Source organism: Agrobacterium sp. 22094 (assembly GCF_052046015.1).
GTDB classification, from domain to species: Bacteria; Pseudomonadota; Alphaproteobacteria; order Rhizobiales; family Rhizobiaceae; genus Agrobacterium; species Agrobacterium cavarae.
In genome coordinates, this window is sequence record NZ_JBQEPX010000007.1 from 128,873 (window position 1) to 153,052 (window position 24,180).

Here is a 24,180-nt window from a genome sequence, read left to right on the forward strand (position 1 = left end):
TCTTTCAAACTTGGTGAGGACAGAGATTATGACATCAGATCGCAGGGCAGCGCCGGCTCACACGACCGGAGGAAAGCTATCGGAGGAACTCTTCGAACGTGCACGATTAGTGTTTCCGGGCGGCATCACGAGGGCGACGGTTGAGAGAGATCCTTTTCCCGTCTTCGCGGATTTTGGCGAGGGCGCATATCTAACAGATGTCGACGGGCGCCGTTTTCTCGACCTGAACAACAACTTCACGACGCTCATCCATGGTCACGGATTTTCACCCGTCGTTGAGGCGACCGCCGCAGCACTCCGCCGCGGTACATGCTTCGCTAATCCAATGAAACATGAGATCGAACTTGCAGAGCTGCTTGTTGATCGAATTCCTGCCGTTGAAAAAATCCGCTTCGTCACCAGCGGTACCGACGCCGTCATGTTTGCGATCAAAGCGGCGCGAGCAGCAACGGGACGGACCGCTGTTGCGCGACTGGCAGGCGCTTATCACGGCGCTTACGACTGGGCGGAAGCCGGACAGACAACCGCTGCTGGTATGCCGGTTTCGAGCTTCACCGGTACGCCGAGTTATGTCCTCGACGACGTCATCGTCATCGATTTTAACAATGTAGCGGATTTGAAACTGAAAGTGGAGGAGAACGCGCATCGTCTTGCGGCACTTCTCATTGATCCAATGCCTAGCCGCGCCGGCCTTATGCAGCCGCTTCCCGAATTCCTTGAGACCGCCAACCTCCTGGCCAAGAAACATGGTGTGGTACTGATAGCCGACGAGGTTCTCAACTTGCGGCAAGGATTTCACGGAGCCTCCCATCGATACGGTCTCGAACCGGACCTGATTACGATGGGGAAGATTATCGGCGGCGGCTTCCCTATAGGTGCGGTCGGTGGACGAGCTGAGATCATGAACCTCTTTGCAAGTGACAATGGGGTTGCTGGACTCCCACAAGGTGGCACTTTTGCAGCGAACCCTGTCTCGATGATGGCGGGCAAGGTTGCAATGGAGGCATTGACGAGAGCCACATTCGAACGGCTCGAAGAGCTGGGCGACCGCGTCAGGGGCGGTTTGGCGTCACGCATTGCCCAACACGACGCAGCTTTCTTCGTGACTGGCGCCGCTTCATTATTTCGCATCCATGTCAGTTCAACAGCGTCGAGTAGTTCCCAACATGAGCACGCTGTGTCTGACGATGCAAAGACACTGAGCCGCCTGCACCGCCATTTCGCAGCGCATGGCATCATTTTGCCACGAGGAGCGGCAGCTTCGCTCTCTACTCCGATGAGCGAAGCGGATGCTGACCAGATCATTTCCGTCTTTGACGACTTTTTAGCTTCCGATTCTAACAAAGCCGGGGAGGCCGCATAATGACGACGAATACTACAAACTGCACGGTTGCGGAGCAGATAGCCACAGGCCTGATGAGGCATGGAGTCGAATTTATTTTCGGTCAAAGCCTCCCGTCAGCAGTGATACTCGCGGCCGAGAAACTAGGCATCCGGCAAATCGCCTACCGGCAGGAGAACATGGGCGGGGCGATGGCAGATGGATACGCCCGTCGTTCCGGGAAAGTAGGAATTGTTGCGGCTCAAAATGGCCCAGCCGCAGCACTTCTGGTAGCGCCCCTGGCGGAAGCGATGAAAGCAAGCGTTCCCGTCATCGCATTGGTACAAGATGTCGAGCGTGATCAGACGGACCGGAACGCATTCCAGGACCTCGATCAGATCAGCCTCTTTCAATCCTGCACGAAATGGGTCAAACGCATCAATGTAGCGGAACGCGTCGACGATTACCTGGACGCAGCGTTCACGGCAGCGACATCCGGAAGACCAGGCCCTGTCGCCCTTCTCCTTCCGGCTGATTTGCTGAGGGCGACTTCGGCAACGCAGACGAGACTGAGACGCCGAAGTCTCGGTAATTGGCCACTTGACCGATTCAGACCTTCAGATGAGCAGATCGACATTGCCGCCCATGCGATCGCCGCAGCCCGCAACCCCGTCGTCATAGCAGGCGGTGGCGTCATCACTTCAAATGCGATCGATGAGTTGAGGCTTCTGCAGGACAGATGCTCTCTGCCAGTCTTCACAACCAATATGGGGAAGGGGGCGGTAGATGAATTTCATCCACTCTCTGGAGGCGTTCTAGCGTCATTGGTGGGCCCAAAATCACTGGGCCGCCATACGCTTCCAATAGTTCAAAATGCGGATCTCGTTCTTCTGGTCGGCACAAGAACGAACCAGAATGGAACCGATAGTTGGAGACACTATGCGCACGACGCAACGATTATACACATCGACGCTGATCCACAGGAGATTGGCCGTAACTATGAAGCGATCCGGCTTTTTGGGGATGCGCAGGAGACACTCAAATCTCTGCGGCACAAGCTAGAATCGCTTGGCCCAAATGCCCGGACCAAGTCACGGAAGGAAGTTGAGAAGACGCTCGGCGAGTGCTGGGAAGCTTTCAGCGCAGAGCGGCAGGTCTACTCAGCCTGTGACAAAGCGCCTATGAGACCTGAGCGCGTGATGGCGGAGCTTCAAACGCTCATCGGTCCGAATACCACGATCGTCGCCGACGCCAGTTACTCATCGATGTGGGTGATTGGCCAATTGCGCATCTCATCTCCTCAGACACGTGTATTAACGCCTCGGGGCCTTGCAGGGCTTGGTTGGGGAGTGCCCTTAGCGATCGGGGCGAAAGTGGCAGCGCCCTCAAGCGACGTTGTCGCGCTAGTGGGGGATGGCGGCTTCGCTCACAGCTGGGCCGAAATCGAAACGCTTGTGCGCATGGGCATCCCTATTACGATCATCGTCTTGAACAACGGTATTCTTGGCTTCCAGAAAGACGCAGAGACCGTAAAATTTGGGGCTTACACGACAGCTTGTCACTTCGCTGAGGTCGATCACTGCGCCATTGCTCGCGCGTGCGGGTGTGACGCGGTTCACGTGTCCGGGCCGGACCAGTTCACCGACGCACTTGCACGGATCAAAGGCCGGACATTGCCGCTCTTGATTGAAGTCAAAACGGATCCCGACGCCCATCCGGCGTTGTCCCTATTCGCACAAATGGATAGCGCGGCATGACCGAGGACCGGAAGAGCAGGACCGCAATCGTCGCGGGGGGCACGTCAGGGATCGGACTCTCGATCGTTCAACGACTTCTTGATTCCGGCTACAGGGTGGCCGCATTTGGGCATACGGAGAGCGCGTCGCAAGCGGCGCGCTCCAGTTTGGGCGAGGCGCTCGGCTCGGGCAGGGCGCTGATCGAGAAAGTGGATGTCAAATACCCGCAGGATGTCCACCAGTTTTGCGAGAAGGTCAACTCCGTTTGGGGAGGTGCCGATACGTTGGTCTACTGTGTCGGCATCTCCCCAAAAGACCCGAAGGGTAATGCAAGAAGGTTCGGGGACGTGCAAGCCGGCGAATGGGATGAGGTCATTGCCACAAACTTGACAGGAGCGTTCTTGTGTACGCGGGCTACGATTGGGGCGATGGCAAGTCGAGGCTTCGGTCGGATCGTGCTGATCGGCTCGCTCGCCGCTCGCACCCGGCCTCAGGTGGCTGGTGTCGCTTACACGGTTTCAAAAGCTGGACTGGGCGGACTTGCGAGGGCTCTCGTCAGTGAATTTGCGGGCAAAGGCGTTACCGTAAACGTGGTCGCTCCGGGCCGAATTATAAGTCCGATGTCCGGCTCGCCAGAAAGCCCCGTGAATATCGAGGCAATGAAACGTATCCCTACAGGTCGATTGGGGGTGGCGGAAGACGTTTCCGCCGCAGTTGCTTTTTTAGTTTCGGAAGAGGCAAGCTTCATCAACGGGGCAATTTTGGACGTCAACGGCGGCGAGTTCGTACCAACCTGAGGCCTTTTGGGAGCAGCGATAGTGCGTCCTATCATCGTTCACACCACCGACCCTGAACTTTACCTCATACTCCGATACGTGCTTCAGCAGGCAGAGCATACGGTGGAAATTGCCTCAAGCATCGACGGGATAGTCTCCAAAGCTAAGGCGATGGCAGGTAAGGGTGCAGCCATACTTGCACTCCCCGCATGTACTCTTATGGCTGCAGCAAATCGGCTTCAAGTTGACCGAACTCATTTGGACCTGGTCGCTTTTCCGTTTGCCGAAGAGCGCTTGGCTTACAATGCAAATCAACTCTTCGACTTTGTCATCAACCGCCCATTCGAACCGCAAGAACTTCTGGATTTTTTGCGCAGCGACCAAGTTGAACGTGGCGGCTCACGCGGCTCAGACATAATTCGTTTTGCTGATGTCCAGATAGATGTTGCGGCAAGACGGGTGAAACGCGGCAATTCTCAGATTGAACTTACACCGCTTCATTTCAGGCTTTTGCAGCATCTCGCCGAGAATACCGAGCGTGTCGTCAGCCGTGACGATCTTATTGACGCCTGCTGGCCCGCGGGGGCGAACGTCGAGCCGCGGACTGTAGATATTCATATTGGTCGGATAAGGCACAAGCTGTGCTCATGTGGCAGCGACTTGATCAGGACCATTCGTGGAGAGGGCTACGTCCTCAAATAATGCCATTGATCGCAAGTTGTTCAGTACGGTAGCCTTCATCGAATAAGTTTGCTACTGCCGCGCGTGTGCTCGACGCCGTCATCGAGTGGACACTCATTTCGCGCAGTTCGCCGACGCTCCTTACGTCTTTATACGCAATTGGCGCTGCTGCGGTGACGCTAAACTCCACCAGTTTGAGTTTTGTAGTGAACCGCAGCGACAGGTCGCATCATCATATCGACGTCGGTCAAGAGACCAGGAATTCGCCGCACCAACCTAGTTGAACGTCGTGAGCTTCTTAAACACGGCGGTCCAGAACCTGAATTCTTCTGCGTCACCGTCAAGTCGCGCATCCAGAGCGCAGAACGCAACAGCTGTGGCTGCCTGTTCACCGAATAGGCCGCGAACGAAGTCAGCCGCTGAATTGAGACGCGCGTCGTTGACTTGATTGTAGGCACGGCGCGAATGTCCCGCCGTGTAGCTCGAATATGTCATTGTGCCTCCTACGCCCAGACGCAGGAATTAGGATGAAGCCGGGCGTTTTGGCTCATAAATGAGATACAGGCATTCGCTGTATTTTCGCCCCTTGGCTTCCTTGCAGCGTGACTTCGAATATTAGCTGAGTGACACAACACACACGTATTTTTTTGATGTCACAAATTTTTGACGATTTCAACCGAATATAAATTTTTCAGATGATTTCTGACAGTTATAATAGGACATCAAATATCATAAGCGATATTTTCGAAGATTTTGTGACATCAAAATTGATGTGCAGGATAAAGCTTGCGAGGATATCAATGACCGAGAACGCGACTGAGTGGTCGAAGATAGCAGTCTACACAAACAATCCAGACTATTTCACCATCCTGAAACATATTCTCAACGGCGCAGGCTTCAGCGCTCTTTTGTGCAATCGAAAGGATCTGGAAGAAAAATTGTCAGTTTGCGGAGTTGCGGGCATCGTCTTGGACGCAGAAGTCGACGATGCTGTCAGCGTTTGTCGGTTGATAAAGTCCAAGGAAGCCACCACAGCTCTCCCGCTTCTCGCTGCAATCCCCAATGGAAATACGGAGCTCTACATGTCGCTGATGAGAGAGGGCGCGGACCAGTGCCTCGTCCGACCCTTCTGGCCGCCACATCTCATCGCCTTTCTAAGAAGCATAAATTTCGCTCCCGGAAGCAAACACGATCGACCGTCGGCCGTTGAAGCATCTCAACTTTGGCCAATCGAGGTTGATCATAGCCGTAAACAGGCAATTGTGAACGGCAAGTCACTGCATCTCGGTCCAATCGAATTCAAACTCCTGTCACACCTATTGAGCGACCCAGGGAGAGTGTTCAGTAGAAACGACCTGATAGAAAACGCTTGGCCACCCGAGGTGTATGTGCAGTTACGCACCGTAGATGTGCACGTCGGTCGTCTCAGACGACAACTTCAGACTGCCCTAGGTAGAAATGTGATCCGGACCGCCAGGACCAACGGCTATGCCATCGAGTTCGACATGCCAGAAGGGGGGCGGACATCAACCGAATTATGAAATCGGGCGTCGCAAAGCTTTCATTTAACATTTCGACGCCGTTTGTTGAACGACGTCAATTTTCGCCGAAGCTCCTCGGCATGTTGAAAATGCGGCGGAGCGAACCGATGATAACCGATTTACACAAGTCCTATCACCCCACACGCAACACCCGAGATCTCATCGATCACGCGCAAAGCTATTTCTCAGCAGCGCATAATCAGGGCCTGATGGCAGTCTACGCCATCCCCGGTGAAGGGCGTACGGTGGACATCATCGACGACGGCCAGTCCGTGCGAAAGGTGACCGATTTCGTAAGGTGCTCGTACCTCGGCCTGGACAACCATCCAACGCTTATCGAAGGTGCTATAGAGGCCATGCGAAGATATGGCGCCCTTCACTGGTCTTGTGCGCGAACCCGACTTAATTTCGCGATTCTTGCTGACCTGGAAGAACGGCTCTCCAGTCTTTTTCAAGCGCGCGTTGTCACCTACACCACTGTGCTTGCGGCCAACATGGGAGCTTTACCAATCATCGCGTCGGGACATCTCACATCGGGGAAAAAGCCCCTCATGGTGTTCGACCGTCACGCCCACGCAACGCTGGCGTTTCACAAAGGAACTCTTGCGCTCGAAACACGAGTGGAGACCATTTCTCACAACGACATGAACGCTCTTGAAGACTTGTGTCGTGTAAACGAAACGGTGGCTTATATCTGTGACGGAGTTTATTCGATGGGCGGTAGCGCTCCGATTGCTGACCTGAGGACTCTCCAAGATCGATACGGCCTGTTCCTCTATATTGACGATGCTCACGGAGTTTCAATTTGGGGCAAAAGAGGTGAAGGTTTTGCACGATCGCAGTTGGCAGGACAACTGCACGAACGAACAATCATAGCGGCGTCTCTCGGCAAAGGTTTCGGCGCTTCAGGAGGGCTTCTGATGCTCTCGACAGCTCGGCAGGAAGAGCTGTTCCGACGATACTCAATAGCGCATGCTTTTTCAGCCTCGCTCAATGTCGCAGCGATTGGCGCTGCAAATGCCTCCGCTCTACTTCACCAAACGGATGAGTTGGCCCATCGACAAGCGGTCCTCCAAGCCAATCTCGCAATCTTCGACGACTTGGTGCAAACGGAGCAAAGGGGTGCATTGCTCCCTATCAGGACGATCCATCTGGGGTCAGAAGATCGGGCCGTCTCCGTCGTGCGGCAAATGCTGGACAATGGATTTTACACCTCGGCAATATTCTTTCCGACAGTCGCCAAGGGAAGGGCAGGGGTTCGAGTGTGCCTTACCGCGTCCCATGACGAAATGGACGTTCGACGGCTCTGCGAAGCTATCTCTAAGTGCTGACCCACGGATCCAGCATGTATCATGAGAACAAGACTTCACCGTCTGCGCGGAGCCATGGCATGAATGCGTGGTTCACGAAGCTTCTCGATCTGACCGCGCTGCCAGGTAACGCAGACCAGATATGTGAAAGGCTGCATCAACTGACCCAGGAAGGGGGCTTTGCGTATTTCTGTTATCTCAAGCTTACGTGCGAAATAATCGACTACCAAACGAATTTGCCTCTTGAGTGGCAAGAGACATTCCTGAGGCAGCGACGAATACTCCAATCCCCGGAGATCATGAATGCAAGGCGGCGACGCGTGATCTATTCATGGTCGGAACAGGGGAAACAGAAAAATCCCACTGAGACGACAAAAACAATGCGGAGGCTTTCGAGAAAACTGGGTATCCGGAGTGGCGTGACCGTTCCGATTGCGACCGGTTTTGGCCACCAAGCGCTGTTTTCGCTTTATTCGCCATCCGAGGTGCCAGCAGACATCTCTGGTACCGACCCGGTTCTAGCAGCGACAGCAGTAGCGCAACTTCATGTCCGCCTGAAACACACGCGGACGCAAACAACGACTGCAAGCCTAAATCCAAAAGAAACAAGGTGCCTGCGTTGGATCGCCGAAGGCAAGAGTATTTCTGTCGTAGCTGATCTGGAAGGCCTTTCCTATGGAGGCGTGCGGTTCGTCATTCAAAACGCGAAAGAGGCACTGGGAGCCGTATCCCTCGCTCAAGCAACAGCGGCAGCAAAAGAGCGACAACTGATTTGAAGGATTGGCAGTAAGTGTGGCAGACGCGTTATGGTCGAACAAAACTGCAAATTCCAGCACCTCCCCGGTAGTATGTACGCCGGCAGGACACGGCGCTACCGTATCGCCGATCCAGCACCATCAAAATCCTACGTCCTTGGGGAAGGATAGCGGACACCATTTCGTACCTGACGGCGAAGTCGTCGCCTTCTCCGTTTCGCTATCAACCACGCCATGGCTTTCGTCAGCTACCGGGTGATGGCGGCAATGGTTTGCAGACGTGTGCTTAGATTTACCTACCCGTTACCGAGTTGATCTACTGTGACTCCGAGGGCATCTGCCAACGCCAGCTTGCCGTGGTCCGGCATTAACCTAAGGCCCGACCGGATAGCCTCCTGCCACGCTTCTCCACGCCCCCACGCCTCGTGGTACGCGTCAGCTAGCAAATAGCTTTGCCGCGTCTCGGCAAGCGCCTCAGACAGTAAAGAAGCCTGTACGAGGTCCTTGTCCCTCTTGGCACGCCCAAGGACGTCTGTGCGCCTCCTAGACGCCACGATCAACTTGTGCACGGCATACCGCTCGGGAGAAGGGATATTTACGCTCACGCCCTCCCGGTGGAGCAAGACGGTCCGCACGGGCTCGTAAATCAGGAAGTCCAAGAACCGCAAGTTTTCGGCAGAGGCGCCTCCAAGTGCAGGCATAGGGGATGGCTTGCCCGTGTAGTCATCCGATCCACGGTTCGTCGTCAGGAACTCGACCCGGTAGTTTACCGAATTCGAAAACGAAACGATTTTTGCCTTGTCGGCCTGGTGGGGGACTGCCCGGAACGTGCTGTCTATCGATCTCAAGAGGTCGAGGATCGGAGGCAGACTGTCCTTGACTTCGGCCGAGATGGCGAAGTCCTGCGCGAAGTCAGCGTCACCTGTTTGCATAGAGGTACTAGGGAGTCGAACACCAAGAAGGCCGGCATAGCAGCTGAAAGCCACGGAACCGACGACGAGCGCTCTTAAACGGAATAACCCCGCATCGGCAAGCACTTTGGTCACCTCACCTGCGAACCGATCCGGCGCTGACAACCCGCCGCTGCGCAGGAGCATAGTGACGAGCTTGCGCCGCTCCCGGATATCGTCTTTCACTTCCTTGTGGGCTTGCACCCGTTTAGTAATGTCTGCATCATCCTCTGGGCCGACATATGTCCGCTTGTCCTTGCCTTCAGGGGTAGGAAGATCAAAATACCAGTAAGTGCGGCCCTTGACCGGAACGGAGACAAACCGACCTTCAAGGGGGAAGTCTGCCCTAAACTGAGCATCGAAGGTTCGCTGCGCGAGTTCAGCGAATGCCGTTCTGTAAACGAGGTCAATCTGTTTCATCATCGATCCAGTTATAATGAATTTGCAAAAACATTATAACTAGGTGCGGGGTTGTCAATGCTTCGCTCTTTATCCTCTTCTCGTACATGAAAAGCCACTCTGAGGTCCTGTGAAAATCCATCTTGCCGTACCCGGACCACGACGAGGGTGAAATCAGCGATACTGTCCATGCTCAGCGCAGGGATACGCACGTCTATTCTTTTCCTCTTCGGCTGAACATTCTAACAATGTTGTCGATGCGGTTATCTTCCGTGTTGGTAGCTCTCGAGCCATACTGTCGATCCCGATAGATGAGCAAGAAGCTTGCTACCAGGAAAGCTCTGAGACGGAATTCCGGCTAACCCATTGAATCAGTTCCATAATAAATGTTATGCGATATAACTTTGTAGCGCCCATTTAGTAATGCGACAGTTGGGCCGGATAGAAATGCGACAATCTCCTCGCAAAGCGGAATGGGCGCCGCGCGGAATAGTTCCTCGCCAATGTCATGTTTCGTGATTTCCGCGCAACAATGCCCATATCGCAACATACTCGAGAGTTGGATACGGTTAGGAACTCACTCACCCCTTAAACCGCCTGGCGTAGCGCCGCCGTCGCGGGCTCTCGCCGAGCAGATATGGAATTAGCTCCAAAAACCAAAATCGATCTCTGTGGCTAAAGTCACCGTAAAGTTTTTGAATCAGGACGAAGTCTCCGGACTAATCACGGCGAACGTCGGCGGCCAAGAAAGCCCTCGGCTATTTCGGCAGTGTCACACCGGCGACCTTCTCAGCGAGAGCTCCTCCGCCTTACTAGAAACGCCGTTAAGCATGTCATACGCTCCGGGGCAAATTGCCCTCTGAGTTGACCAAATGGCACACAATTGGCGGCTAGGGCTGTATCTGACCTCACTTGACGTTCCCGCCGGCCTTTTGAAGCCCAAAACGCCGCCGTTATGCGGCAATCCACAAACTTCATGCTTCACAACGCCAAAACTAATGATATTAGGAAATACACAAACAGCATTAGTTTTAGAGGTTATGGTGGCGAGAGCCGGTTTGAACAAAGACAAGATCATCGCCGCGGCGGGTCGGCTTGCAGATGACGAGGGCTTCGAAAGCCTCACACTAGCGGCCGTTGCCCGAATCTTCGACGTCCGGCTACCTAGTCTCTACGGACATCTGGCAAATCTACACGAGCTCAAAAAGGGTGTTGGCCTTTTAGCGCTCGACTCTCTGGCCGAGAGGACAGAAGAGGCGATAGCGGGCCGCGCGGGCAAGGATGCCCTGGTTGCTCTCGTCAACACACATCGCGACTTTGCGCGACAGCACCCAGGGCTGTTCCAGGCCTCGCGCTATCCACTCGATCCGCAAAGCGCGGCCCTCAGCGGCGGGGCGCGCCTAGCCCGGGTCAATCACGCGATGTTGCGCGGATACTCGTTGAAGGATGAGGATCGCGTGCACGCCACCCGGTTGATCGGTTCGTTCGTCCTGGGTTTTTCCCTTCTAGAGTTGGCCGGAAGCTTCAGTCACAGCGACCCGGAGCCCGAACTCTCATGGAAGCGCGACGTCGAAGGCCTCGATGGCCTGCTCCAAAGCTGGGCGGGCCAAGGAAACATAGCTGAAAGCATTTGAAAGATGACAAACTCGGAGCTCACCACGTCGGTGCCAATAGAACCTACCCTTCTGCGCGGCTTCGTTCAGCTTGAACACACCGAGTTCGGACTGCTCCCTCACCGGCTTCCCGCCCGGGCCCGTGCGCAATGCTCAGACTCCACGCTGGCGATGGTAGAAGCCGAGCCGTCGGGCGTCCGGCTGGTTTTTGACACCGCAGCGACCGCCATCGAGCTCGACGTCATGACCTTGCGGCGACAGATTGTGGGCGTGCCGCCTCGCCCGGTGGGCATCTATGACCTGTGTGTTGATGGTCACCTTTACTGCCAGCAATCCGTCAGGGACGCGGCCATCCTGCGCCTTGATATGGCTTCTGGAACCACGGTTCGGGAACCGGCGGGTGCTCAGACCCTACGGTTCGACGATTTGCCAAGCACAGAAAAGCGTGTCGAAATCTGGCTGCCCTATAACGAAGTCACCGAGCTCGGGGCGCTTAGAGCAAATGCTCCTATCGTCCCGTCAACAAGCCCGGAAAAGCCCGTCTGGGTTCACCACGGCAGCTCGATCAGCCATGGATCGAACGCTGCTTCGCCCACCGGGATATGGCCGGCGATCGCCGCGTCCGCCGCAGGCTTCGATCTGATGAATATGGGGTTTGGCGGCAATGCCCTTCTCGATCCCTTCACGGCCCGAGCCATACGAGACCGACCGGCGGACATCATCAGCCTCAAGATTGGCATCAACCTTGTCAACGCTGACCTGATGCGTGTTCGTGCCTTCGTCCCTGCAGTGCACGGCTTTCTCGATACCATCAGGGACGGACACCCCGAAACGCCGCTCCTGGTTGTGTCTCCGATTTATTGTCCTATTCATGAGATGACGCCAGGGCCAGGAACGTTTGACCTCGACGCCCTGGCCAAGGGCGAGACGACGTTTGTCGCCCTCGGCAAGCCGGAGGAAACGCGCGCCGGCAAGCTCAATCTGAGCATTGTGCGCGAACATCTCAAAGCCATCGTCGAGCAACGGGTTCGCGATGACGCCAATATGTACTATTTCGATGGGCTGCAGCTATACGGGGCGTTGGACCATGAGCGTCTGCCGCTGCCGGATCGACTGCACCCCGACGCTGAGACCCACCGCCTTATCGCGGCCCGATTTGCGCCGGTCCTCCGACAAATAACGCCACGAGCGAAAAAACAGGCCTGAGCGCCATATGATCGCTAAACTGGCCTTAAGCCTGTTCATCCAGGTTGCCAATCGATTCGCCGCGACGAACAAGAAAGATGCTCATCAGCCATTCCGCAGTGAAGGCTTGAACGGCACTGTTACCATGATGTTAAGCTCAACGCCCATCAAAAGAAGCCCGGATTTACGCGGTGACTGTCCAGCCGACACTGTCTGGAAGAGGACGCGCTTATGCGGCCTTGGGGAGCGAGAGATCGAACGAGTGGACAGCAGATGGACCATCTCTTCGACAGTGAAAGCGAGACCGTATGCCTGTTCCTCAATGTCCTTCGCAGACGCCGCAGGCGGATAAAAATCGGAACGAGTTGTGGACAGCCACCTGATGTAAGCGATGCCGCCCTCGTCCCTGATGACAGGCAGGCCAGAAACTGACACGGATTTGGTATTGTTTCACTTTCGAGGATATTTCCATGACTACCACCAATGAAATTGCCGACAAGATCGCCGCCGACAACGGCCTGACAAAGGTTCAGGGCAAGGCAATCGTCGAAGCCGTTTTTCACGCTATTGCCGACGCAGCAAGCTCCGGCGCGGAAACCTCGATCCCTGGCTTCGGAAAGTTCAAAGTGAAGGCATCGCCTGAGCGCGAAGGGCGCAATCCCGCAACTGGCGAAGCCATGAAGATCGCGGCTTCCAACAAGCTGACCTTCGCGCCTGCCAAGGCGCTCAAGGATGCACTGAACAAGTGACCCCTAACCTGGAGAGCCGCGCAATGGCGGGCGGGGCATTCCAGATCAGTCTAGGTTTGATCAGGGCGAGATGAGGGAGAGGCTTACCTCCCCCTCAACCTCGGTCGGCGTTGGGTAGATCGGGACCGGGAGGCTCGGGTTGTCGAGTGCATCGAGCGCCAGCACGTGGCGCCCGGTTTCTCATCATTGGCGCGGCTTCAACCGAGCCAACTGCCACGGCGACTAAAGCTGCTTCTCTCTAACCGTCGCAAGCGTTGCTGCCTCACCCTTAAGCGCGAGGCAAGCTCTCGGCCAAGCGCCCTTGTCCGCGCCGAGCGCGGTCTGAAGCCAGGCGAGCGTAAGACGCCGTGTCGCTTCCAGCACGTCTGGTGCTTCAGTCTCTGTTTCCTTTGCGTCGAGAGCTGCAATGCCGCCAAGACCATGCCCGACCCCGTGCATCATCAGCATTGCCTCAGCGCCCGGTGCATCTTGGAATGCATCTGCATGCCACTCAGGACCGCGGGTGGTAAAATGCGGATTGTCCATATCACCGCAAACGACGAGGCTGAGTGTCGTCAGGGTCGAGAAATTGACGTCGAAGAAGGGAAACCGGGCAGCACTCTCAGGCGTCATGTCCTTGCCGCCGCGTCCTGGTGTTGTCAGGAGAACGCCCGCCGAGATGCGTGGATCGGAAAAATCCTCACCATTCACCTGTGCGCCGAGCAGGAGCCCGACGGTGTGGCCGCCAAATGAATGACCCACCGCGCCGATGCGTGCATGATCCATCCGCCCAGCAACGGCCGGCGCCTGTCTCTCGATCTCCGGCAGTTGGTCCAGGATCGCCTTCATCTCCTCGACACGCTCACGCCAGAAGAAAGGCGCGCCGGGTCCATCTGACGGCAGGCCGCCGACCCGCGAACTCGCATGCGTCGGCTGGATGACGACGAACCCTCTTTCCGCCCAGAACTGGACAAGGGGAGCGTAGCCGTCCTTAGACGGAATATAGTTGGATGGACCGTAGCCATGCGACAGCAGCACGATCGGTAGGTTATCGCCGTGTCCGGGCGCCGTCACACGCAATTCCAGCGGCTGACGGCCGGGCATCGAAAGACGGATCGGCGTGTAGGCCACGGTGAGAGTGGCTTCAGGCGTCGGAATATGCTTTGCGAGATTGATCAGATTGTTCATGGGTCCGGACCTTCAAAGGTAGATTTCGATTGTCGATGATCAGGCGAGCAAATGACCGGCTTCGCGGAATGAGGTTTCCGCGTCGGCCCCGGCGGGGATCTTCATCGGCGCGTCGATCTCTGTCACAGACCGAAAGACGGCATCTGCAACCGCCTCCGCAGTGGTGACTTGCGCGCCCGAACGCAGCTTCGTCATGTAGTCGTCGACGAAGGCGGTATATGGCTCGGGAATTTCCATGCCCATGCGCGAGACTGCGTTCTTGCCAAAGCCGGTCGTCGGCGCCGAGCCAGGCAAAACAAGTTTGGCGCGAACTCCGAACAGAGCCGCTTCGAGCGCTAGGCTCTCCGTAAATGCGTTGAGGGCCGCCTTGCTGGCGCTGTAGACCGAAAGTGCTGGCAGCGGCCTTATCGTGACGGCGGAGCTGACGTTGACGATGACGCCCGAGCGACGGGACCGCATCTGCGGAAGGACAGCTTTTGTCATCGCCATTGCGCCGAAGACGTTTGTCTCGAACAGTTCGCGAACCTTCGACATATGCGAGCCTTCGAGCACATTGAGCATGCCGACGCCGGCATTGTTGACCAGAGCATCGATCGTGCCGGCGGCTTCCACCGCCTCGGCAATGCTGTCTGCGCGAGTAACATCCAGCGGCAGGATTTCGAGCCTGCCGTCCGAAGGAAGAAGGTTGTTTTGCGGCGCGCGCATAGTGGCGACGACGTCCCACCCGGCGTTCAAGAATTTCTGTGCGATGGCGAGGCCGAAACCGGACGAGCAACCGGTGATGAGGATCTTTGGCATGTTCCGTCTCCTGACATTTAACTGACCTGAAGATGGACCGGATAATCCGGACTTGCTATATGCGTATGTCCGATATTGTTTAGCAGAAATCCGAAAAATGACCGATCCCGTCGCCGAAGTCGTTTCCCTACTGAAAGCAAGACCTTCCATCTCAAAGCTTGTGACGGGTGGCGGTCAGTGGCTTGTTGAGCGCACCGAGCTTGGAAGCCCGTTCTACTGCGCCGTGGTCGAAGGACGTTGCCTGATGACGATTGCCGGTCGTGAGCCGATGGTGCTCACTGCGGGTGACTTCGTCCTGGTCCCAAACATCTTCTCGTTTACGATGAGCAGCACGGAGCCGCCGCCACGCGGCGCGCTTCCCCAGCGAATGGAAACCAGCCCCGGTGTTTTTCGCCTCGGCGACCCGGAAGCGCCGGCGGAAATCAAGGCACTGGTCGGGCATTGCACGTTCGGCTCGGATGACAAGGCTCTTCTCGTATCGCTGCTGCCGGAAGTCATCCATGTCCATGGGGAAGAACGACTGATGGCCCTGGTCCGCATGATCAATGACGAGACGAGGGCCGACCGTGCTGCGCGCGAAATGGTGCTTCATCGGCTGCTGGATGTTCTGTTCATTGACGCATTGCGGTCAGTTGCAAGCGCCAAAGCACCACCGGGTCTCCTGCGCGGCATGGCCGACCCACTGCTGGCGCCGACTTTGCGCCGGATCCACGCAGATCCGGGTCGCAGCATGACTGTGGAGACGCTTGCCCAGGAGGCTGCCATGTCTCGTTCAACCTTCTTCGATCGTTTCCGCAAGGAGGTAGGCGTCGCGCCGATGGAGTATGCGACCGGATGGCGAATGGCACTGGCAAAAGAATATCTCCGCGAAGATGTTGCCATCGCCGACATCGCCCAGCGCGTCGGCTATGGATCGACAAGCGCCTTCAGCGTGGCCTTCAATCGGCATGTGGGAATGCCGCCTGGGGCGTATTCACGCGCGGTTGCTGCCGCGGCCTAACGCGTCCGACCCCTACCCACCGATATAGGCTGCCAGCTCTTCAGGTGTTCCCTTGGGGAAAGCCTGCCTCAGGAAATCGAGGAAGGCAGAGACCCGCGAACTCAAGAGACGCCGCGACGGGTACAGCGCCCAGAGCGCGATCTCGGATCCTTTGATGTCGCCCCGGCGAGAAGCGTCACGCCTTCAAAGTTATTCCTCGACATAGGCTGCTAGCTCATCGGCCGTCCCTAGAGGAAAGGCTTGCTTGAGATAGTCAAGGAATGCAGACACTCTCGCGCTGAGGAGACGACGTGACGGGTAGAGCGCCCAAAGCACCGTTTCCGGCCCTTCGACATCTCCCCAACGAACCAACCGCCCCTCAGCGAGATCATGGCTTACCAAAGACAGGGGAAGGCGCGCCGCGCCGACGCCCATGCGCACCGCATCGCGGACCATGGTCATAGAGGAAAGGCTGAGCACGGGATCGATTTGAAGACTGAGCTGCCCTGTCGGTGTGTTCATTGTCCATGACCTCGTTTGACCCGGCGTGCCGCGTATGACGACTGGCACAGTGGCTCTGCTGTCGTATGCGAGGTGTGGTGCCGCCACGACCACCAACCCGTCACGCAGGAAGGCGCGGCCCACCAGGCTCTCGTCTGGATCGGGGTTCACCCTGATAACGAGGTCGTATCCCTCCTCCACCATATCGACAGGGCGATCTTCGGTCGTCACCTCCATGCGCACCTCTGGATACTTGAGGGAGAAGCCGGCAGCCAGCTTGCCCATGGCAGTCTGGGAGAACAGCAATGGCGCGCTGATCCGCAACCTGCCACGCGGCCTGTCTCCGCCAGACGCTATGGCGGCGGCGGTCTCGTCCAGTTCGATCAGCAGAGCACCCGCCCGCTCTTGAAGCGCCCGCCCCTCCTCCGTCAGCTTGAGCATCCGTGAGCCGCGTTCGAACAGCCGTAGGCCAAGGCTCGCTTCCAGTTCAGCGACCCGGCGCGAAAGCGTTGCCTTCGGCCGACCGGAAGCGCGGGCAGCGCGGCCGATGCCGCCATGGCGGGCAACGGTGACAAAATCAACAAGGGCAGCCAAATCCATGAGTGTTCTACCAGTGAGACGATGTGTCTATTTTTAGCGCCTATTGGGTTGAATGTGAACCAGCCATAGTCGGGGTGTCTTCGAAACCGAAGTCGTTCACAGTAAACCAAGGAGAACCCCAATGACCATTCTTGTAACCGGTGCCACTGGCCGTGTCGGCCGCCATGTCGTTGACCAGCTCATCGCACGTAATGCGGATGTCCGTGTCCTCGTGCGTGATCCCGCCAAGGCCAATTTTGCCTCGAACGTCGATGTTGTGCAGGGAGACATGCTCGATATCGACGCGCTCCGCCGCGCCTTCAATGGAGTCCGCACCCTGTTCCTGCTGAACGCGGTCGCCGGCGATGAATTCACCCAGGCCATCATCGCTTTGAACGTTGCGCGCGAAGCCGGCGTCGAACGTGTCGTCTACCTCTCGGTGTTCGATGCCGACCGAGCAGTGAATGTGCCGCACTTCGCCGTCAAGTTTGGCGCCGAACGCATGCTGGAGGCGATGGGCTTTAGCGCCACGATCCTGAGGCCGGCATACTTCATCGACAACGACGTCATGATCAAAGACGTCATCTTCAATTACGCTGTCTACCCGATGCCGATCGGGAGCAAGGGTGTTGCCATGGTCGACACCAGAGATATTGCAGAAGTTGCTGCGTCCGAGCTCCTTCGTCGCGACCGCGCCGCGAAAAAACTGCCGAGCGAGACGATCAATCTGGTCGGCCCGGAGACGCTGACTGGCTTGGAAGTCGCAGCCATCTGGTCTGATGTTCTGGACCGCCCTGTCGTCTATGGCGGCGATGATCCATCCGGCTTCGAACAAAACCTCGCCAGTATCATGCCTAAGTGGATGGCCTATGAAATGCGCCTGATGGCTGAGCGCTACGTCAGCCACGGCATGGTTCCGAACGCTGGCGATGTCGAGCGGCTGACGCAAATCCTGGGCCGCCCGCTGCACAGCTATCGCGAGTTTGCCTCGCAGCTTGCCGCATCTGCCTGAACCGCGCGCGCCCCTCGATAACAACCGCGACCGCTTCAGTAGAGCCCCAGTGGGAACTGATCTTGTCCCGCGCGCACATATGGGCGGGTCTCGAAATCAAGGCGCGTGATTCGCGCCTTTTCTGCCGGCGGGCCTATGAGCGGTCTGGCTGGCAGGACATGTCTCCTCGTACATGCAGCACGCGTTAGCACGAACGCCTGTGGTCATCGCGACGATGCGCTTGTAAGAACGGACGCTTCGGATATTCTCGAAGACGCTGGATTTCGAGTGCTGGAGGCGGCTACGCTCGATCAAGCTATATCGATCCTCGAGCAGCGTGCGCCAGCGTAAAACTCCTTTTACCGACGTGCAGATGCCGCCGAGCAAGCTCGACGGCTTATCTCGCCCAAAAATGTGCGGGGTCCTGTCCGGAATTTGGGATCGTAGTCGCATCGGGACAGATCGTGCCCAAGCTGGATATCTCCCGGAAGATGCAACCTTCGGGAGAAAGCCATTCAGTGCAGACGTCGTTCACGATCACCTGCACCGACTGCTACCGGACGGAAAGACGCCCGGACCGCCGACACAGTGGACATCTTCACTAGGCTGACAATTAAACGGCTAGATCACCCTACTGGAAATTTCGGCTCTTGACCTTAAGAGTGTCGATGTGAAGGTCTGGGATATAGATGTCACGAACCTTGTTCGGCTTCGGCCTATCGCGGACATCGCCGCCGCCATGAGAGCCATGCGCGAACTCATCGCCACGACCACTCGGATTCCGAAACTCGGTGTCGCGGTCCGACAGAGATGACAGATCGGCAGAGAGGTCGTAAAGCTGCCGCGCGATCAAGTGAACGACGTCCCCTTCCCGCTGGATTTTCCCGTGGATCGCCATCATGCTTGAGCTTAACACGATCCGACGCTGTTTCTCGAAAAGCGACGGCCACACGACGATGTTCGCTGGTCCGGTCTCATCCTCGATGGTGATGAACATGACGCCCTTCGCGGATCCGGGTTTCTGCCTCACGAGCACTAGCCCAGCAACGCAGAGCCAGCTCTTATCACGGGCATTCATCGCATCTGCACATGTGACGATCCGGCGAGCGGTGAGATCCTGTCGCAGGAATGACAAAGGATGCGCACGAAGAGTCAGGCCGACGTGTTGATAGTCCTCGACCACCTTGTGGCCCTCGGTCATCTGCCTGAGTTCAACTTGCGGCTCCTGCTGCTCGGCGACCGTTTTCATCTCACGCTCTGCCGCCGCCACAAACAGTGGAAGCGGCTCGTCTCGTAATGCTTTGATCGCCCAGAGTGCATCACGCCGCTCGATGTTGAATGCAGGTCTGAAGGCGTCGGCCTCGGCGAGCTGGACAAGCGCTTCCGATGGGACTTCCGATCGACGCCATACGTCGTCGACGCTCTCGAACGGCCGTTCGATCCTTGCTGCGACAATTCTGGCGGCGTCCCGAGCTGCCAGCCCAGCAACCTGGCGCATACCCAGCCGGATGGCGTGTCGGTTGCTGCCGGGGATTTCCTCTAGTGTGCAGTCCCAGCGCGAATGTTGCACGGATATGGGTCGAACCTCGACACCATGCTTCTGGGCGTCGCCGATGATTTGCGCCGGAGCGTAGAAGCCCATCGGCTGCGAATTGATGAGCGCCGCGGCGAAGGCATCCGGGTAGTGGCATTTGATGAAACAGCTCGCATAAGCGATGAGCGCGAACGATGCAGCATGGCTTTCCGGGAAGCCATAGCTGCCGAACCCTTCGAGCTGGGAGAAGGTCTTCTCCGCGAATTCGCGACTGTAGCCGTTGTTGACCATTCCATCGATCAGCTTGGTCTGAAACCGCGATACGCCTCCAGTGAACTTGAAAGTCGCCATGCTTTTTCGGAGCTGGTCAGCCTCGCCGGCGGTGAAACCTGCGCAAACCATTGCGACGCGCATCGCGCTCTCCTGAAACAAGGGCACGCCCAACGTTTTGCCAAGTACGGCCTCGAGCTCCGGTGTCGGATACTCCACAGCCTCCTTCCCCTCCCGGCGGCGGAGATACGGATGGACCATGTCGCCCTGTATAGGGCCTGGCCGAACAATGGCGACCTGGACGACGAGATCGTAAAACGTTCTCGGCTTGAGCCTCGGCAGCATCGCCATCTGCGCTCGGCTTTCGACTTGGAATGTGCCAAGCGTATCGGCCTTACGGATCATCGTATATGTCGCCCCGTCCTCCTGCCGAACCTTGGCAAGATCGAGATCTTCGTGCTTGTGCTCCCGGATCAAGTCGAAGGCCTTCTGCATGCACGTCAGCATGCCGAGCGCCAGAACGTCAACCTTCATCATTCGCAAGGCTTCGACGTCGTCCTTGTCCCACTCTATAACCTGGCGATCTTCCATCGCCGCCGGCTCGATTGGAACGAGATCATCTAGGCGTGAACGCGTCAGCACGAAGCCACCGACATGCTGGCCGAGATGTCGAGGAGCACCCATGAGATCTCGAGCAAGACGAAGCGTCATCACAAGACGGTAGTCGTCGGGATTGAGATTCAGCTCGCGCACATTGCGCTCCGTCACCTCCTCCGACCACGACCACAGCCCCGACGAGAGGGCTTTGGTCACGTCCTCCGGTAAACCCATAGCCTTGCCGACGTCGCGGATCGCACCCTTGGCTCGATAACGCGTGACCGTACAAACCAGCGCCGCACGATCGCGGCCGTAGGTCTTGTAGATCCACTGGATAACCTCCTCCCGACGCTCGTGTTCGAAATCGACGTCGATGTCTGGCGGTTCGTTGCGCTCCTTGCTGACGAACCGCTCGAACAACAGATCGTTGGTTTCGGGGTCGATGCTCGTGACGCCGAGGATGTAGCAGATCGCAGAGTTTGCGGCGGACCCCCTCCCCTGGCAAAGGATTCCTCGTGAACGAGCAAAGCGAACGATGCTGTAAACCGTGAGGAAATAGGGCGCGTACCCCATCTCCTTGATCAGATCCAACTCATGTCTAACCGCTCGTAGGACACTCTGTGGCAGTCCCTCCGGGTATCGGTCGGGGATGCACTCGCGGACGCAATGCTCCAGCGACTGCTGCGCGTCCATGCCGTCAATCAGCGCTTCCTCAGGATATTCATACGTCAGTTCCTCCAAGCTAAAGGTACACTGGCTTACGATCTCCATCGTCCGAGCAAGTGCTTCGGGGTATCTCGGAAACAACCGCTCCATTTCCTCCGGGGGCTTGAGGTAGCGATCGGCATGTCGCTCTCTGTCGAAACCCACGTCGTCGATAGTCGTGTTGGTGCGGATGCACGTGAGGATATCCTGCAATTGACGGCGAGACGCCTCATGGAAGAGAACGTCGTTGGTGACGACCGTCTTCACCCTGAACTTTGCCGCCATATTTGAAAGCTCGTGGAGCCGCATTTGGTCGTTGGGTCGTCGCCGAAGACTGAGCGCCACGTGAGCTCGCCGGCCGAAAATCTCGTTCATCTTCCTGAGTTGGACGGCACAGACATCGTCGGCGAGGTCCGGCACGAGGATGCCGACCATCCCTTCTGCGTAAACGGCAAGGTCGTCCAGATGAAGGATGCAGTTGTCCTTCCCGCCTCTGCCCTTCCCCAAAGTGATCAGGCGGGTGAGCCGCGAATATGCCGCTTTGTCCGTCGGATAGACGAGGATCGAAATCTTATCCTGCAGATCGAGCCGACAGCCGACGACCAGCCGCACTCCAGTTTCGCGGGAAGCCTCTAGCGCGCGCACGATTCCGGCGAGACTGTTGCGATCGACGACACCAAGGGCTTCGATGCCGAGCTCCTTTGCCGTCGCGAACAATTCATGCGCCGACGACGCTCCACGAAGGAAGCTGAAATGCGTCGTGACCTGAAGCTCCGCGTACTTCATGCGAAAATCCCGTGCATGAACCACTTATGCGAGCCCGTTTCCGGGTCGATCCCATCTCCGGAGCGAAAAATCCAGAAGCGCTCCCCGTCATCATTTTCTATGACGAAGTAGTCCCGCACGGCCTCCAGTTCCGTGGGCCGCATCCACCATTCGCCGAAAATGCGTTCTGGACCGTCGGCTCGCTTCACGCGGTGACGCTTCCCGCGCCACGTCACGCTTGCGGGCGGATAGTCTGGCATGAGAGCAATCGCCTGGATCTGCTCCGGTCGGTCGAACAACCGCACGGGTCTGCGCCAATGGCTCACCCATGCAGTCTCCACAGCGTCCGCAATAGCCGGGACCCGCTGGACACTCCTCTCAGGAACATCGGATGCAACGGGCGCCAAGCGATATACCCGTTGTCCACGGTTCGCGAAGATGTCGATCAGCGGAGTGATGTCGCCGTGCTCCTCCTCGACAAGCGACGATTCCTTCTGCTCCTCCACTAATGGTTCGGCCGCGACGGCGACAAGAACAAGTCTCTCGATACCAAATCCCGGCTCTATCTTCTCGGTCCGGTCCTTGAAGAGTTTCGTCAACCAGCCGACGTCGCGCGCGGGCTTTGCAGTTCCGGCGCGTATTGCCTGAATGGTGTTGTCTACCTTGTGGACGATGAGGTCGGTTCTTCGCGCGCCAAGTCCGCGCTTCTCAAGTTCTGCCACAAGTTGGACCACCAACCTGCCGACGTACTTGTCGATCGTTTCCGCTGCTCCAATTGGCTCCTGGAAGGAACGGGAGACCTCGACAAGATCCGCTGTCCTTATGGGATCTATCGGCTCCGACACTCGACCAAACATCTGGTCCAGTCTCCTGCCGACTTCCGGTCCGAAACGAAGCGCCAGCGGCGCACGCGGCGTGTTCGCAAGTTCGCCGATCGAATGGAAGCCAAGGACAAGGAGATCCTGGACGATCTTGTCGGAGAGCCTCAAAAGAGAGATCGGGAGTTTCTCGACTGCGCGCACTATTTCACCGCGAGGCACGATCACCGTATCGCGCTTGATTGCCCGAACACACGCGTGGGCCGCTCCCCAGGTTTCTGCCACGGCTACCTTCGCCGTCAGTTTTCGGGACAGGAAGGTGTTTACGATACCAGTCGTCATCGGCACCTCTCCGCCTTGGAGATGATCCGCGCCCTCGGTATCCATGACGAGACCGTCAACGCCGTCGACTGCAACGACCGGCGAATAGTGCGCGAGCGCCCAGAAACCGATACGATTGAGTGCGACAGCATCCGCGGCGGGATCGGCATCAACCAATCTAAGACCCCGGAAGATTGCCTGCGCCTTCGCGGCAGGCATCCCTACACGAACCCCGATCTTCCTTGCGGCGCCATCGACCGCGGACACCCATCGCTTGGATCCACTCCTGGAAATCACAGCGATCGGCTGCTCACCCGGTATCGAGGGATCGTCCCTCCTGATCCTGTCCGTGGCCAAATCCGGAAAATAGATCGATACGACCCTGCTCATCACACGCTCCGACGCAAAACTCTCTACACTCGCCCGCACGCGACCTGAGCAATTCCAAGTACCACCTGGGCCGCCCGATGCCTGGGACCGGGAGCGACTCTGAAGGAAGTACACCCACGCGCCACCGTGTCGTGGCAGCGGTCGGTTGACCGAAATCACTAGCCTCGGTCTGCCTTCGCCACCTTCGGACCACGAGCGCCATGGTGCCTGTACGTTCTGCGACGAGTTGCAGGCGCCTGCTGACGACCATCGGCAGTCTGACCATTTCCCCGACAACTGCGCCAAGACCTCCGAATGAAAGGGCTTCCTCCATGCTGGCCGCGACGTCCTCTTCCTTGTCGCTTTCGACGAAGATTACTCTGCGAGGATGCAGCCCCGCCTGAGCGAGCGCGGGGAAGAAAAGGTCCGGCCTCGTCAGGCACCAGACGATCGGACCCTTCGTGCGTGCGGCAATGCCGGCTGCGAACAGCGCGGCGGCCGCTCCGTCAACGGTTCCTGAACCTCCGCCCGCGAATTCATGCAGCGCGCCATACGCCAGGCCGCCTCCCGGAAGGATTGCGTCGATCTGAGCCACGCCAAAAGGTAGGCACCCCGCTTTCGTCACGCCCTCTCCTTGGATGGAAGAGATGCGATCTCGCAGATCAGTAATCACTTGATCGCGGGCAGCCGACATCGGTTACGAATCCTTCCGAAATCGCAGTTGAACAGGGACGACATCATGTCGCTAGAACTTGATTGTTCCCCTTCTG

General features: G+C 57.4%; 20 protein-coding genes and 1 pseudogene. 12 read left to right on the forward strand and 9 right to left on the reverse strand.

The genetic code is table 11. The features are described from left to right. The first annotated feature begins 28 nt into the window (after positions 1-28). Genes ACTJK5_RS21905 through ACTJK5_RS21920 form a run of 4 tightly spaced genes read left to right on the forward strand, consistent with a single transcriptional unit; the run spans position 29 to position 4,535 of the window. A complete protein-coding gene (locus ACTJK5_RS21905; RefSeq protein ID WP_440613245.1) occupies positions 29-1,363 on the forward strand; it encodes an aspartate aminotransferase family protein in 1,335 nt (444 codons plus the stop codon). Then, a complete protein-coding gene (locus ACTJK5_RS21910; RefSeq protein WP_440613246.1) occupies positions 1,363-3,078 on the forward strand; it encodes an acetolactate synthase catalytic subunit in 1,716 nt (571 codons plus the stop codon). The genes ACTJK5_RS21905 and ACTJK5_RS21910 overlap by 1 nt, the downstream gene beginning before the upstream one ends. Further along, the gene (locus ACTJK5_RS21915) at positions 3,075-3,854 is read left to right on the forward strand and encodes an SDR family NAD(P)-dependent oxidoreductase (protein ID WP_440613247.1); all 780 of its coding nucleotides are present in this window, start codon (positions 3,075-3,077) and stop codon (positions 3,852-3,854) included. The genes ACTJK5_RS21910 and ACTJK5_RS21915 overlap by 4 nt, the downstream gene beginning before the upstream one ends. Positions 3,855-3,875: 21 nt before the next feature. Then, complete coding sequence (locus ACTJK5_RS21920) at positions 3,876-4,535, forward strand: winged helix-turn-helix domain-containing protein (RefSeq protein ID WP_296021805.1); 660 nt, start codon at positions 3,876-3,878, stop codon at positions 4,533-4,535. 255 nt (positions 4,536-4,790) lie between these two features. Here ACTJK5_RS21920 and ACTJK5_RS21925 read toward each other — a convergent pair whose 3' ends face one another. Beyond that, the gene (locus ACTJK5_RS21925; protein ID WP_440613248.1) at positions 4,791-5,009 is read right to left on the reverse strand and encodes a hypothetical protein; all 219 of its coding nucleotides are present in this window, start codon (positions 5,007-5,009) and stop codon (positions 4,791-4,793) included. 200 nt (positions 5,010-5,209) lie between these two features. Between ACTJK5_RS21925 and ACTJK5_RS21930 the strand changes: the two genes are divergently transcribed. The 3 genes from ACTJK5_RS21930 to ACTJK5_RS21940 all read left to right on the forward strand — a co-directional run bounded on the left by ACTJK5_RS21930 (position 5,210) and on the right by ACTJK5_RS21940 (position 8,141). After that, positions 5,210-6,055: a winged helix-turn-helix transcriptional regulator gene (locus ACTJK5_RS21930; protein ID WP_296021802.1), complete on the forward strand. Its 846-nt coding sequence runs from the start codon at positions 5,210-5,212 to the stop codon at positions 6,053-6,055. Positions 6,056-6,162: 107 nt separating this feature from the next. After that, positions 6,163-7,386 (forward strand): 8-amino-7-oxononanoate synthase family protein, encoded by a 1,224-nt coding sequence (locus ACTJK5_RS21935; RefSeq protein WP_296074411.1) that lies wholly within the window; start codon positions 6,163-6,165, stop codon positions 7,384-7,386. Between the two features lie 59 nt (positions 7,387-7,445). Next, complete coding sequence (locus ACTJK5_RS21940; RefSeq protein WP_440613249.1) at positions 7,446-8,141, forward strand: autoinducer binding domain-containing protein; 696 nt, start codon at positions 7,446-7,448, stop codon at positions 8,139-8,141. Between the two features lie 275 nt (positions 8,142-8,416). On the opposite strand, the gene ACTJK5_RS21945 is transcribed toward ACTJK5_RS21940, so the two are convergent. Beyond that, positions 8,417-9,490 (reverse strand): nucleotidyltransferase family protein, encoded by a 1,074-nt coding sequence (locus ACTJK5_RS21945; protein WP_440613250.1) that lies wholly within the window; start codon positions 9,488-9,490, stop codon positions 8,417-8,419. Positions 9,491-10,527: 1,037 nt separating this feature from the next. Here ACTJK5_RS21945 and ACTJK5_RS21950 point away from each other — a divergent pair. The 3 genes from ACTJK5_RS21950 to ACTJK5_RS21960 all read left to right on the forward strand — a co-directional run bounded on the left by ACTJK5_RS21950 (position 10,528) and on the right by ACTJK5_RS21960 (position 13,016). Continuing rightward, the gene (locus tag ACTJK5_RS21950; RefSeq protein ID WP_440613251.1) at positions 10,528-11,103 is read left to right on the forward strand and encodes a TetR/AcrR family transcriptional regulator; all 576 of its coding nucleotides are present in this window, start codon (positions 10,528-10,530) and stop codon (positions 11,101-11,103) included. Between the two features lie 3 nt (positions 11,104-11,106). Then, on the forward strand, positions 11,107-12,288 hold the full coding sequence (locus ACTJK5_RS21955) for an SGNH/GDSL hydrolase family protein (RefSeq protein WP_440613252.1): 1,182 nt from the start codon (positions 11,107-11,109) through the stop codon (positions 12,286-12,288). 449 nt (positions 12,289-12,737) lie between these two features. After that, the gene (locus ACTJK5_RS21960) at positions 12,738-13,016 is read left to right on the forward strand and encodes an HU family DNA-binding protein (RefSeq protein WP_062597722.1); all 279 of its coding nucleotides are present in this window, start codon (positions 12,738-12,740) and stop codon (positions 13,014-13,016) included. A 222-nt stretch (positions 13,017-13,238) separates the two neighbouring features. Here the strand turns inward: ACTJK5_RS21960 and ACTJK5_RS21965 are convergent, their stop codons facing one another. Both ACTJK5_RS21965 and ACTJK5_RS21970 read right to left on the reverse strand, forming a co-directional pair. Further along, a complete protein-coding gene (locus ACTJK5_RS21965; RefSeq protein ID WP_440613253.1) occupies positions 13,239-14,183 on the reverse strand; it encodes an alpha/beta hydrolase family protein in 945 nt (314 codons plus the stop codon). Between the two features lie 39 nt (positions 14,184-14,222). Next, positions 14,223-14,981 (reverse strand): SDR family oxidoreductase, encoded by a 759-nt coding sequence (locus ACTJK5_RS21970; RefSeq protein ID WP_144623192.1) that lies wholly within the window; start codon positions 14,979-14,981, stop codon positions 14,223-14,225. Between the two features lie 97 nt (positions 14,982-15,078). Here ACTJK5_RS21970 and ACTJK5_RS21975 point away from each other — a divergent pair, with 97 nt between their 5' ends. Then, positions 15,079-15,981 carry an AraC family transcriptional regulator gene (locus ACTJK5_RS21975; protein WP_113180142.1) on the forward strand — a complete coding sequence of 301 codons (903 nt, stop codon included), beginning with the start codon at positions 15,079-15,081 and terminating at the stop codon, positions 15,979-15,981. Positions 15,982-15,993: 12 nt separating this feature from the next. Here the strand turns inward: ACTJK5_RS21975 and ACTJK5_RS21980 are convergent. After that, positions 15,994-16,143: pseudogene (locus ACTJK5_RS21980) on the reverse strand (LysR family transcriptional regulator); the annotation flags it as partial. 27 nt (positions 16,144-16,170) lie between these two features. Next, positions 16,171-17,061: a LysR family transcriptional regulator gene (locus tag ACTJK5_RS21985; protein ID WP_144623193.1), complete on the reverse strand. Its 891-nt coding sequence runs from the start codon at positions 17,059-17,061 to the stop codon at positions 16,171-16,173. 121 nt (positions 17,062-17,182) lie between these two features. On the opposite strand from ACTJK5_RS21985, the gene ACTJK5_RS21990 reads away from it, so the two are divergent. Beyond that, on the forward strand, positions 17,183-18,052 hold the full coding sequence (locus tag ACTJK5_RS21990; protein WP_144623194.1) for an NmrA/HSCARG family protein: 870 nt from the start codon (positions 17,183-17,185) through the stop codon (positions 18,050-18,052). 610 nt (positions 18,053-18,662) lie between these two features. Here the strand turns inward: ACTJK5_RS21990 and ACTJK5_RS21995 are convergent. From ACTJK5_RS21995 to ACTJK5_RS22005, 3 genes are read right to left on the reverse strand one after another with little or no spacing between them, the layout of a single operon-like run. Then, a complete protein-coding gene (locus ACTJK5_RS21995; protein ID WP_440613254.1) occupies positions 18,663-21,923 on the reverse strand; it encodes an error-prone DNA polymerase in 3,261 nt (1,086 codons plus the stop codon). Further along, on the reverse strand, positions 21,920-23,431 hold the full coding sequence (locus ACTJK5_RS22000) for a Y-family DNA polymerase (RefSeq protein WP_440613255.1): 1,512 nt from the start codon (positions 23,429-23,431) through the stop codon (positions 21,920-21,922). The genes ACTJK5_RS21995 and ACTJK5_RS22000 overlap by 4 nt, the downstream gene beginning before the upstream one ends. After that, complete coding sequence (locus ACTJK5_RS22005; RefSeq protein WP_111850994.1) at positions 23,352-24,104, reverse strand: ImuA family protein; 753 nt, start codon at positions 24,102-24,104, stop codon at positions 23,352-23,354. Before ACTJK5_RS22005 ends, ACTJK5_RS22000 begins: the two co-directional genes overlap by 80 nt. Positions 24,105-24,180 lie beyond the last annotated feature (76 nt).